Below are 11,542 nucleotides of genomic sequence, written 5' to 3' on the forward strand. Positions count from 1 at the left end.
TTTCCTCAAGATCTCGTTGGCGCGCCGCAGCTCCCGGTTCTCCTTCTCCAACTCCCGGATCCGCTGGGCATCCGCACTCGTCGTCCCCGCCCGAAGACCACCATCAATCTCCGAACGCTTCACCCAGGTACGCAACGCCTCAGGATGAACACCCAACTCACCAGCAATCCGAGCGATCGCACCCTTGGACCGCTCAGGATCCCGACGGGCCTCCAACGCCAACCGAGTCGCACGCTCACGCAACTCATCGAGATACTTCCTCGAACTCGTCATGACAGTGATCCTTTCCAATCATCACTGCCTCTATCAAACCCGGAGCGATTCACTACCTATCGCCAATGATTGATGTGTATGACGGCAAGGTCATCGCCGCTACCCATGCCTTGCACCCCACAACCAAACTGACCGCTGCTTGCCTGTCTAAGGCCATTGCTAGTGAACGCCCAGAACCAGGCTTGATCGTTCACACCGACCAAGGCATGCACTACCAACACATCTCCTGGCGCACCCAGCTCGAAGCAGCCAAAGCGATCCAGTCCATGTCCCGCAAAGGCAACTGCTACGACAACTCACTGGCCGAGAACTTCTTCAGCCACCTCAAAGCCGAGTTCTACCACCCGCAACGCTTCACCAGCGTCCAAGACTTCCTCACCAGGCTCCAGGACTACCTGACCTGGTACAACCACCACCGCATCCAAGAACGACTCAAGGGCCTGACCCCGGAAGAATTCCGAAACCAGGCCCTTGCAGCCTAGAACGACAGGTACCCTTTAACCCGTCCAACTAACGGGGAGCAGTCCAAGACGCGGCCCCACCGAGAAGATCAGAAGGGGTCAGAGCGAAAGATCCGCTTCAAAATCCCCCTCTTCAAGGCGCTTCTTCACGTCCATGAGGTAGCGCGACGCATCCGCTCCATCGACGAGACGGTGATCGTAGGAGAGGGAAATGTAGACCATGGAACGAATCGCGATCGATTCGGAACCATCCGCGGTCTTCACCACCATCGGGCGCTTGACGATCGTACCGACGCCCATGATCGCCGTCTCGGGCATATTGAGAACCGGGGTGTCGAAGAGCGCGCCGGCGGAACCGGTGTTCGTGATGGTGAAGGTCGAGCCGGAGAGCTCATCGGGGCCGATCTTCGAATCGCGGGTGCGAGCGGCCAGATCGTTGATCGAGGCTGCAAGGCCGGGGATGTCCTTGGCTCCGGCATTCGCGATGACGGGAACAAGAAGGCCTCGCGGAGTGTCAACGGCGATGCCGATGTTCTCGTGGTCGAAGTAGGTGACCTCTTTCTCGTCGATCCTCGCATTGATCTTCGGGTGGTACTGAAGGGCTTCGGTTGCGGCCTTGACGAAGAAGGGCAAGAAGGTGAGCTTCGTTTTGTGAGTCGCAAGGAAGGCGTCCTTTGAACGGGCGCGCAGCGCGGCGACCTTCGTCACATCGACTTCGATGACGGTCGTCAGTTGGGCGGCAGTCTGCAAGGACTCGACCATGCGGCGGGCGATCGTCTGACGCAGGCGGCTCATCTTCTCGCTTGTGCCCCTCAAAGGCGAGGGTTCGCGGAGCTGGGTGGAGCGGGCCGGGGCTGAGGGGGCGGCGAGGGGCTGTACGGCCGTAGCCTTCGCAGCTTCGCGGGCTTTCACAGCAGCCTCGACGTCCTCGCGACGGATTCGCCCGCCGACGCCGGTGCCGGTGACGGTGGACAGGTCAATGCCTGCCTCGCGGGCGAGTTTGCGCACGATCGGGGTGAGGTAGCCGGTCGTGGTGACTGCGCCGACGCTCTGGGGTGCAGATACAGCCGGGGCAGGAGCCACAGGTGCAGGTGCGGCCGGAGCCGGAGCAGCCGGGGCGGGAGCCACAGGTGCAGGTGCGACTGGAGCCGGAGCAGCCGGGGCGGAAGCCACAGGTGCAGGTGCGGCCGGAGCCGGAGCAGGGGCTGCCGCAGCTGCGGACGCAGGAGCTGAAGGTGCCAAAGCAGAGATGATCGCGACAACAGTGCCGACCTCGACAGTCTCATCTTCGTCGACACGAATCTCCGCGAGGAAGCCCGAAACCGGGGAGGGAACCTCTGAATCGACCTTATCGGTCGACACCTCCAAGAGCGGTTCATCGGCCTCGACCGGGTCGCCAACAGCCTTCAGCCAGGTGGTGACGGTGCCTTCGGTGACGGACTCGCCAAGAGCGGGCATGAGGACCTCGGTGCCTTCGATGCCGCCCGCGGGAGCGGCGGGCGCCGGAGTCGGAGTGGGAGCCGCGGGTGCAGCTGGAGCCGGTGCGGCGGGAGCCTCGGGAACAGCTGGAGCCGCCTCAGCCTGGGCAGGGGCTTCGGAGGCGTCGCCGATACGGGCGATCACAGTGCCGACCTCGACGGTCTCATCCTCGGGGACGACGATCTGAAGAAGAACGCCCGCAACCGGGGAGGGAACCTCGGAATCGACCTTGTCAGTGGACACCTCAACGATGGGCTCATCGACGTCAACGGTGTCGCCGACGGACTTCAGCCAGGTGGTGACGGTGCCTTCGGTCACCGATTCGCCCAATGCGGGCATGAGAACATCAGTTGCCATTGTCTCTCTCCTTGGAAGTCTGTGCTCAGTTGTGGGCGTGAAGGGGCTTGCCGGCAAGAGCCATGGCGGCCTCGCCGATCGATTCGTTCTGGCTGGGGTGGGCGTGGATGAGCGAAGCGACATCGGAGGGGTAGGCCTCCCAGTTCACCATGAGCTCACCTTCACCGATCTGCTCGCCGATACGCGAACCGATCCCATGGAAGCCGACGATGGGGCCGTTCTCAACAGAGATGAGCTTGATGAAGCCCGCAGTTCCGAGAATATTCGACTTCCCATTGCCCGCAAGGTTGTATTCGACCGTGCGAACCGCGTCGCCGTACTTCTCGCGAGCTGCCCGCTCAGTCAGTCCGACCGAAGCGATCTCGGGTTCGCTAAAGGTCACGCGGGGGATCCCGGACTCGTCAATGACGGCGGGGTTGAGGCCCGCGATGTCCTCGGCAACGAAAATGCCCTGGAGGAAGCCGCGGTGCGCGAGCTGCAAACCGGGAACAATATCGCCAACCGCGCGGATCGAGCCAACGCCGGTGCGCAGACGCTCATCAACGAGGACGAAACCGCGATCCATACGGATGCCCGCTTCCTCATAACCCAGCCCCTGGGTGACGGGGCCACGGCCGACTGCAACGAGGAGGATATCCGCGTCGAAGGTCTTACCGGTCTCAGTCGACACGTGAACGCCGTTCTCATCCTGAGTCGCTCCCGAGAAACGAGTGTTCGTGTGGAAGGCGATGCCGCGCTTGCGGTAAGCGCGCTCGAGCTGTTTGGAGACCGCCTCGTCCTCGTTGTTCGCAAGGTGGGGGAGCGCTTCGATGATCGTGACCTCGGCGCCGAAGGAACGCCACACGGAGGCGAACTCCAGGCCGATCACTCCGCCGCCGAGGATGATCGCCGAACGCGGCACCCAATCCATTTGGAGCGCCTGATCGGAAGAGATGACCCTCCCACCGATCTCCAGACCCGGGATCGAACGGGAGTAGGAACCGGTCGCGAGGACGATATGACGGCCGCTGAGGACGCGTCCGTTGACCTCGACGCTGTTGTCTGAGACGAGACGGCCCCAACCGGACACGATCTCGACCTTGCGCGAGGAGAGGAGCCCCTGGAGGCCCTTGTACAGCTTCGTGATGACCGAGTCACGGTAGGCGCCAACCTTGGCCATATCGACGCCCTGGAAGCTTGAGAGGATTCCGAATGTTTCGGATTCGCGGACCGCGTCGGCGGTTTCGGCGGCGTGCAGGTAGGCCTTCGTGGGGATGCATCCGCGATGCAAACAGGTGCCACCCACCTTGTCGCCTTCAACGAGGGCGACCTTCATGCCAAGCTGTGCGGCCCGAAGGGCGGTCGCGTAACCGCCTGAACCTGCACCGAGGATCACGATGTCGTATTCCGCTTCAGTCACGAAAACCACTCCTTGAATCAATCTTTGATCATCCGGGCAGCGTCGCCCAGGCTAGGCCCATTGTCCCACTCGTTCTGAATGATGTCGCGGGGGTGAAGCGCACATTCGAGGTGCAACCGCACACACCGGACTGGCCACCTTGAACCGTCGTGAAGGAGAAGGCGATTAGGATCGTGAGTATGTCCGATAAACCCGAAGTCTCCCGCCCGAGTTCTTCCGGCTCCGCTCCTGCGCCTGGAGGCGTAGTCGATGATCGCCCGCGCGCCCTCGGCCTCGGACGCCTCGTTATGGCCGCCTTCTGGGGGATCGGAATATGGACGAGCAGCGTCGCAGTCGTGGATCTTCTCGACCATCGCGAAGCCTCCTGGTGGCCGCACCTGTGTGCCCTCCTCGCCGGGATCGTCTACCTCCTTGCCGCGATCGCGCTGACGCACAATGGGCGGCGCATGAGGATCCTCGGCTGGGCGTGCATTGGCACAACGATCATGGTCCCGATCCTGGTGAGCATCTCAGGAATTGGCCGTGCATACCCGAATGGGCCCCGAACCCTCTGGGCAGCTTTCGGTTCGGACTTCTTCTACCTGCCACTGCTCGTCTCCGTGATCGGGGCGGCGTGGATGTGGTACTCCAACCCGCGCAGGATCGTTGAGATCGCCGAACAGGTTGAGCGTCCTACCCGTGCCCGCAAGGAGAATCGGGAGTCCGCCGAATGACCACCCCGCGCCACGCCGTTCTCCCCGTGCCCGCAAGGAGAATCGGGGAGAAGTAGGGGCCTGCATGCGGACAAGCTGTGGGCTCGGCTACTCGAGCAGACTCTTTCAGCGAGGCTCGCACTCCTCTTTCATGAGGTTCACACTCCTCCTCCGCGAGGTTCACACTCCTCCGGGGAATCCGAGGGAGCCCCACGCGTGGTAAAGGGCGATCGACGCGGAGTTCGCGAGGTTGAGGGAACGAACCCCCTTGGCCATATGAATACGGACATGCGCGTTCACCCGAGGATGGTTCAGTGCCTCTTCGGATAGTCCGACGGATTCTCGGCCGAAAAGAAGCCCATCACCATCGGAATACTCCACATCGGTGAACATGTGCTTCGCATGCCCCGTGAAGGCCCAGACCTTCCCGGGCACTTTTGCGAGTGCCGAATCCAGATCCGGATGAACGACGACATGCGCGAGATCGTGATAGTCGAGGCCCGCCCGGCGCAGCTTCGCATCGTCCATATCAAAGCCGAGGGGCTCGACGAGGTGGAGCATCGCCCCAGTGCATGCGGACAAACGGATGGCGGCACCAGAGTTCCCGGGAATCTCGGGCTCGAAGAAGACGAGGTGAAGCATGGGCCTATCCTGCCCTGCCTCGTCGAGCGCAGGCGAATTCGAGTTCAGGCGAATGGGGTGGGCTCAGGGGATCTCGTGGGTGACGGTGATTCTGGCGCGGGCGATGGTGTGGCTCAGCATCTGCGCCGCGCAAGCCGCCGGTGTGGCCTCGTCATCGAGGCCCAGGGTGTCGAGGTCGAGGGCGTGGATGGCGAAGATGTAACGGTGCGGGCGATCTCCCTTCGGAGGGGCAGCGCCGAAATAGTCCGATCCTCCATGATCGACGCGGATATGGAATGCTGCGCCATCGAGTTCCAGATCGGATTTGCCTGCCCCCTGGGAAAGGGAGGTCTGCTCGGGGGCGAGGTCGAGGATCATCCAATGCCACCATCCCGAAGGTGTGGGCGCGTCTGGGTCGAAGCAGGTGAGGGCGAAGGAGCGCGTCTCGGGCGGGAAGCCCTCCCAGTGCAGTTGCGGGGAGATGGAGCCGCCGGCCTCGGTCGCTGAGTGGGGCATTGGAGCCCCATCGACGAGCTCGTGTGAAGTCACAGTGAATGAGGGGACGGGAGGAAGTGAATCGTAGGGGTCGGGGGCGATGGGGCGATTGAGCAGGTCCATGTCTCTCCTTTAGATCTCCCCTTAAGTTTCCTCCTTTTTCGAGTGTGCGGGGTGCTTCTTGAAAAGCGGGGCGGTGCGTCTAGAAGCGGGGTCGTGCGGATGGCACGCCTGGGGACCTTCCCCTGGTGAGCCCGGGCTTGTGTTGCGGGTGGGGTGTTCCTCCTGTGAGGGGGATGCGCGACTTTTCGAGTCTCGTGGTCTGGGCCTACAAGGGGTGTTCTTCCCTTCAGGGCATGAGAGTTCGGGGGATGTACGAATTCAGGACTGATATGAGTTCTTGAAGACGGGACGCAGATGTCTGAGGGAGTTCCTATACTGTCGAACACCTGTTCGAGTTAAGGGTGTGTTCGCCAGGGGGTGGGGGATGGAATCCGCGGCGCAGCGTCTGCGCAGGGCCCGAGAAGCACTGCGCGCTGCAGAATATGGGAGCGGTCTCACCCGCTCGCCCTCCCTAGGGGAAAAGAGTGGCGCAATCCACCATGTCGAGGGCGGACGTGCGGCGCTCATCAATGCTCTCATTGACCTCCTTCCCGCCCGAGGCTGGGCGGGACTCCTCGGAGTTGCAGACTTCGGCTGGGAGGCCGCCGCCCGTGCAGGACTCGACTTGGAACGCGTCTTAACAATCCCGGACCCGAAAGAAGAGCCCGACAGGATCGCAGCCCTCCTCATTGAATCTTTCGATGTCGTCTGCATCGGAGAAGGACTCCTGAATCTTCGCGAAAGACGAACCCTGGCAGCGAAAGCGCGCTCTTGTCAGTGCACGATCCTCTTGGAGCAGGCGTGGACGGGGATTTCTCGCCCCTATGGGCTTTCGCCTTTACAGGCGGTGGCCTCATGAGGCGCCTGAGCCTGTGGATCCCCGATTGGCCCCTGGCCTCCCTCGTCCTTGATCTTCCGCCGGGGGCTGCGGGAGCCGTCGCCCGCAAGGAGAAGATCGAATGCGCCTCCATGCTCGCCAGAAAGGCGGGAGTCCGCGCGGGAATGAGAGTCGTCACAGCCCAGTACCTGTGCCCCGAGCTCATCATCCTTCCCCGAGACGAGGACCGGGAGGGACGCACTTTCGAGACTGTCCTTGAAGCTTTCGACTCTGTCGCCGCTGGAGTCGTTTCCTTGCGTCCAGGTGTGGCCTGGGCGCCGGCCAGAGGTGCTGCGCGTTGGCACGGAGGAGAAGAAGAGGCTGCTCGCGCACTCGTGGAGACGATCAGTGATCTCACAGGACTGGAAGCTTTCGTTGGCATCGCCGAAGGGCCCCTCGCCTCCTTCGCCGCCGCGAAACTCCACAGGATCATCCCGCCTCGGGAGAACCTCGAATTCCTCGGAGCCCGCCCTCTTAGAGAGTGCTTGCCTTTCCTTCCCCCTCGATTGCAAGAAGAAGGGAAAGAGGGGATCCTCCTTCTCCACGACCTCGGGATTAGGACCTGCGGGGAACTCCTGAATCTTGGAAGGGGACAACTCCTCGCACGTTTCGGTGCGATAGCAGAGCCGCTGATCACCCTCGCCTCCGGCGGGGAAGTCGCTCTTCGCCCTCCCGAGCGGATTGTGCAAGACTACAGCGTCGAAATTGAGATCGACGAAGCCGCCCACTCGATTGATCAGATCCTCCTTTCCGTTCGGCGTGCCGCCATTGAACTGGCAGAAGGACTCGCAGGCGCTGGACTGCAAGCCGACGCCCTCGGAGTATCAATCGAAGCTGCGGGGGAAAGAGCTCGCTGTCGACGCTGGCAGGGAGTGGATCTTCTCGACCCCGATAGCATCATTGAACGTGTGAGATGGCAGCTCAAAGGCTGGGCCGAGCTGCTCGGAACACAAGAAGGCCCCAGTGGTGGGGCTACGGCCGTTATCCTCACGGCCCTTTCGCCCTATACGGGCGCCCCCTCCATTCCACTCTGGGGAAAAGATAATGAGCGTGCGCGGATCGAAAGGACCGCCGAACGGCTCCAATCCCTCCTCGGAATTGAAGGAGTGCGTGTCCCAAGACTCCAAGGAGGATGGGATCCACGCACCCGCGTGCAACTGCTCACCTGGGCAAATGTTGAGCAGTCCCTGACATCCCGTGAAGCACTCACGCCCCGCGAAGGCGAGTGGGAGGGGAGCGTCGACTCCGCCCCCGCGACTCTCCTTGATTCTCCCGTGCCGGTCGAACTCCTCAGCATCGAGGGTGAAGCCGTCAGCGTGAACTCCAGGGGGATCATCTCTTCGCAACCTCGTTTCCTGCGCCTCAAAAGAGGGGAGAAGAAGATCGCCCAGAGCCTGAGAAGCATCTTCGCTACAGGAAGAACCCTCGACGTCGAAAAAAGAGCAGGTCCATGGATGATTCGCGGGAGATGGTGGGACCAGGACGAACTCCACGGCCCGCGCATCTACTTGCGCCTCGGCGCTGAACACAGCCCGGATTTCCTCCTCGTGAATCGAGAGGGGCAATGGATGATCGAAGGGATATACGACTGAATGAAGAACACGGTGACGCGGGCGCCCCCATGCTCTCCTCTGCCTACGAGTGAAGGAATAAACTGAGAGGATGCTCATCTCAGAAGAGTCCGCGCTCCTCCTCGTTGACCTTGACGAAGACGCGTTGATGGCGCGCCTCGGCCCAGCGACCTGGGCTCAAGGCGCCGGAGCGTTGCGCGCAGGCAAAGTCTCTTCGATCGAAAACGACGAACCCGAGGTCTACGTCGGCAGGGTCAAAGACCGAGGCCTGTCCTATAAGACCTGGGTGAGCCTGCTCGGAGGGAACATCTCCCTGAGCTGCGCATGTCCTGAAGGAGTTGACTGCTTCCACTCCGCAGCACTCCTCCAAGCCCTGCGCTCTCAAGCGCAAGCAGAAACCCGTACGCAATCCCCCTGGCGAGCCCGCCTTGTCTCTCTCGTCGGTGAGCCCACAAGAAAGGGGGAGCCTCTCGCCCTCCTCGTCGATGCGAGCGACCCGAATCGCCCGATCCTCCTCGAACCGCTCAGGCGCGGCCGCTCAGTGCCATGGACCCGTAAACGTGCCTCCTGGCCCGACCTTGTCTCAACACAGTGGGAATCCGTCACCGAAGGCATCGACCCGGTCCACCTTGGCCTCATCCGCGAGGGATATCGCCTGTCACGATCCGATTCTTCTTGGCAGTCACGCCAAGAGGTCTCCCTGACATCCCTGGGTGATAAAGGCTTCGACTGGCTGCGAAGACTCGAAAAAGATGGCGTGCTCCTCTTACACTCTCTCGATCCGATCGAGCCCCTCGTCCTCGATCCGACGACCTGGGATCTTGGTCTCGACCTGAGAATGGAAGAGGAGGCCCTCAGCCTGGGAGTGATCGCCCGCAATGGTGAACTCAGCGTCGTACGCCCGCACATTGAAGCTGCGACCCGCCTCCTCGTTCTCGACGGAGGCCGACGCTTCGCCCGCCTCGCCCCCTCGGATCTTCTGCAGGAAATACCCGGCAGGGGAGTGAAAATCCCCGCCGAGGACATTGCCGAATTCCGAGCCGAGTTCCTCCCACGGCTGTCACGCAGGTACTCGATCGTCTCTTCCGATTCCAGCATTGATTTCGACTCCGCGCCCCGTGTGCGCCTCGTCGCAACGGCCCGCATGGAAACAGGCGAGAACATCGTCGTGCGCTGGTGGGTCGAATTCGACTACGCCGGAACACCCTCGCGCCTGCCTCTGAGCAGGGCAATGGACGATCCGCAAGTCAAAAGGATCGCCGAACGCATTGACGCTCGAGGAGCGGCGCTCGTCTCTGAGGGCTTGTGGGCGAAGGGGCCTTCGAGCTTGCGCCTGCCGGCCTGGAGAGCCGAGGAGTTGCGCGAAAAACTCGTCGCCAGGATCACAGACCCTGAACTCGAATGGGACCTCAGTGAGGAGGTCGCAGGCCTCGTCCTCGATGAGAGTCCTGCAAGAATCCACGCCGACATCGATCCTCTCGACTCGGACTGGTTCGGCCTGAGAATCTCACTCGAAGTCGAGGGCGTTGAAGTGCCTCTGGCCGAAGTCCTCGAAGCTCTCGGAGCGGGGGAGGAGCATCTTTGTGTCGCAGGGCGATGGGTGAGTCTTGACGGGCCGAAGCTGCGAAGACTTGCTGCTCTCCTCGAAGAGGCTCGCCTCCTCGGGGATGGTCCCCAAGCGCGCCTGAACCGACTCCACGTGGGCCTGTGGGAGCAGATCGAAGAGGACGCTGACGTGCTCGGCGCCCCGGGCGAATGGCGAAAGCGCCTGAGTGCCTTTGACGCTACGCCAGAAGAACTCCCGATCGTGCACCCGGCCTGCGTCACACTGCGCCCCTACCAGCTCGAGGGCATTGACTGGCTGACAACGCGGGCCGGAGCGGGCTTCGGCGGGATCCTCGCCGACGACATGGGCCTGGGCAAGACCCTGCAAGTGTTGACATTAATCGCCACGCTGAAAGGAAGTGGAATAGTCCACGCGCCCGTCCTCGTCGTCGCACCGACCTCGGTCCTGTCGACCTGGAAGAGCGAGGCCGCGCGCTTCTTCCCCGAACTGATCGTGGAAGTGGTGGCTGAGACTGCCAGACGCAGAGGAATGGATCTGCCTTCGATCATCACAGGAGCTGACCTGGTCATCACCTCCTACACGATCGCCCGCCTGGACGCCGAAGAGTGGGAGGCGCAAGAGTTCGGGGGTCTCGTCATTGATGAGGCGCAGGCGGCGAAGAATCCGAGAACCGCGATCCACAAGGTCCTACGAGAGATCACGACCCCCTGGGTTTTCGCGGTGACGGGCACCCCGGTTGAGAACTCGTTGACCGACCTGTGGGCGATTCTCACACTCACCACTCCCGGTCTTTTGCCCGGGTGGAAGACCTTCACTGAGAAGATCCGTCGACCAATCGAAACAGAAGGGGATGAGGCTGCTCTTGAACGCCTCCATCGCCTCATCGCTCCCTTCATGTTGCGACGTACAAAGGAAGGCGTCGCCGAGGATCTGCCTGACAAGGTCGAGTCGGTGCTGCGCATTGACTTGGGTGCTGAGCACCGGCGGATCTACGAGCAGTACCTCATGCGTGAACGCGCGAAGATCCTTTCCCTCGTGGACGATGCGAAGTCCAGGATCGACTTGCTCGCATCCATCACGAGGCTGCGCCAACTCGCCCTCGACCCTGCGCTCGTCGTGGAGGATTACGCTTCGATCGGATCGACGAAGGTCGAGTATCTTGCCGATCAGCTCGATGAGATCATCCCACGAGGCCACCGTGCACTCGTGTTCAGCCAGTTCACCTCCTTCCTCGCAAGGATCCGCCTCTTCCTCGAACGCCGGGGGGTGCGAGTCGTTCAACTCGATGGGACGACTCGGGATCGAGATGGAGTGATCGAAGAGTTCCGTTCGGGCGAGGCTCCGGTTTTCCTCATTTCACTCAAGGCCGGTGGCACGGGTTTGACGCTCACAGAAGCCGACTATGTGTATGTCATGGACCCGTGGTGGAATCCCGCAGCAGAAGAACAGGCCGTTGACCGTGCTCACCGGATCGGCCAGAAGAAGAAGGTGAATGTCTATCGTCTGGTCGCTGCCGACACGATCGAGGACCGCGTCGTCGCCCTGCAGGAGAGGAAACGCAGGCTCGTGACTTCGGTCGTTGAAGAGGCGGGCCAGGCGAGCGGTTTCAAGCCTGCGGATATCGCCTCTTTGCTCGAGTAGGGGTGCT

General features: G+C 62.0%; 10 protein-coding genes. 5 read left to right on the forward strand and 5 right to left on the reverse strand.

Annotated elements, in window-relative coordinates; translation table 11 throughout:
• The coding region (locus tag JFX23_RS07145; RefSeq protein WP_198776321.1) for a transposase at window positions 1-273 on the reverse strand (273 nt) is incomplete at its 3' end.
• A gap of 32 nt (window positions 274-305) precedes the next feature.
• Between JFX23_RS07145 and JFX23_RS07150 the strand changes: the two genes are divergently transcribed.
• Window positions 306-755, forward strand: a complete 450-nt coding sequence (locus JFX23_RS07150; RefSeq protein ID WP_332874690.1) for an IS3 family transposase — start codon at window positions 306-308, stop codon at window positions 753-755.
• 78 nt (window positions 756-833) lie between these two features.
• Here JFX23_RS07150 and sucB read toward each other — a convergent pair whose 3' ends face one another.
• Together sucB and lpdA are read right to left on the reverse strand one after the other, a co-directional pair.
• Window positions 834-2,570: a 2-oxoglutarate dehydrogenase, E2 component, dihydrolipoamide succinyltransferase gene (gene sucB, locus JFX23_RS07155; protein ID WP_198776323.1), complete on the reverse strand. Its 1,737-nt coding sequence runs from the start codon at window positions 2,568-2,570 to the stop codon at window positions 834-836.
• A gap of 25 nt (window positions 2,571-2,595) precedes the next feature.
• Window positions 2,596-3,969 (reverse strand): dihydrolipoyl dehydrogenase, encoded by a 1,374-nt coding sequence (lpdA, locus tag JFX23_RS07160; RefSeq protein ID WP_198776324.1) that lies wholly within the window; start codon window positions 3,967-3,969, stop codon window positions 2,596-2,598.
• A 179-nt stretch (window positions 3,970-4,148) separates the two neighbouring features.
• Here lpdA and JFX23_RS07165 point away from each other — a divergent pair, with 179 nt between their 5' ends.
• A complete protein-coding gene (locus JFX23_RS07165; protein WP_198776325.1) occupies window positions 4,149-4,682 on the forward strand; it encodes a hypothetical protein in 534 nt (177 codons plus the stop codon).
• A 159-nt stretch (window positions 4,683-4,841) separates the two neighbouring features.
• On the opposite strand, the gene JFX23_RS07170 is transcribed toward JFX23_RS07165, so the two are convergent.
• Both JFX23_RS07170 and JFX23_RS07175 read right to left on the reverse strand, forming a co-directional pair.
• Window positions 4,842-5,303, reverse strand: a complete 462-nt coding sequence (locus JFX23_RS07170) for a tRNA (cytidine(34)-2'-O)-methyltransferase (RefSeq protein WP_198776326.1) — start codon at window positions 5,301-5,303, stop codon at window positions 4,842-4,844.
• A gap of 63 nt (window positions 5,304-5,366) precedes the next feature.
• Entirely contained in the window at window positions 5,367-5,900 is a 534-nt protein-coding gene (locus JFX23_RS07175; protein WP_005963599.1) for a YbhB/YbcL family Raf kinase inhibitor-like protein, read from the reverse strand.
• A 364-nt stretch (window positions 5,901-6,264) separates the two neighbouring features.
• Between JFX23_RS07175 and JFX23_RS07180 the strand changes: the two genes are divergently transcribed.
• The 3 genes from JFX23_RS07180 (at window position 6,265) to JFX23_RS07190 (ending at window position 11,535) form a co-directional block, all read left to right on the forward strand.
• Window positions 6,265-6,738, forward strand: a complete 474-nt coding sequence (locus JFX23_RS07180) for a hypothetical protein (protein WP_198776327.1) — start codon at window positions 6,265-6,267, stop codon at window positions 6,736-6,738.
• Entirely contained in the window at window positions 6,735-8,348 is a 1,614-nt protein-coding gene (locus JFX23_RS07185; protein ID WP_198776328.1) for a DNA polymerase Y family protein, read from the forward strand. Before JFX23_RS07180 ends, JFX23_RS07185 begins: the two co-directional genes overlap by 4 nt.
• A 70-nt stretch (window positions 8,349-8,418) precedes the next feature.
• On the forward strand, window positions 8,419-11,535 hold the full coding sequence (locus JFX23_RS07190) for a DEAD/DEAH box helicase (RefSeq protein WP_198776329.1): 3,117 nt from the start codon (window positions 8,419-8,421) through the stop codon (window positions 11,533-11,535).
• Window positions 11,536-11,542 lie beyond the last annotated feature (7 nt).

Origin of the sequence: Schaalia cardiffensis, from assembly GCF_016405145.1 — a bacterium.
Classification (GTDB): Bacteria; Actinomycetota; Actinomycetes; order Actinomycetales; family Actinomycetaceae; genus Pauljensenia; species Pauljensenia cardiffensis.

Coding starts and splice junctions, on each gene's coding strand:
- sucB (WP_198776323.1), bottom strand. CDS start 2,570: ATGGCAACTGATGTTCTCATGCCCGCATTGGGCGAATCGGTGACCGAA.
- JFX23_RS07165 (WP_198776325.1), top strand. CDS start 4,149: ATGTCCGATAAACCCGAAGTCTCCCGCCCGAGTTCTTCCGGCTCCGCT.
- JFX23_RS07170 (WP_198776326.1), bottom strand. CDS start 5,303: ATGCTTCACCTCGTCTTCTTCGAGCCCGAGATTCCCGGGAACTCTGGT.
- JFX23_RS07175 (WP_005963599.1), bottom strand. CDS start 5,900: ATGGACCTGCTCAATCGCCCCATCGCCCCCGACCCCTACGATTCACTT.
- JFX23_RS07180 (WP_198776327.1), top strand. CDS start 6,265: ATGGAATCCGCGGCGCAGCGTCTGCGCAGGGCCCGAGAAGCACTGCGC.
- JFX23_RS07185 (WP_198776328.1), top strand. CDS start 6,735: ATGAGGCGCCTGAGCCTGTGGATCCCCGATTGGCCCCTGGCCTCCCTC.
- JFX23_RS07190 (WP_198776329.1), top strand. CDS start 8,419: ATGCTCATCTCAGAAGAGTCCGCGCTCCTCCTCGTTGACCTTGACGAA.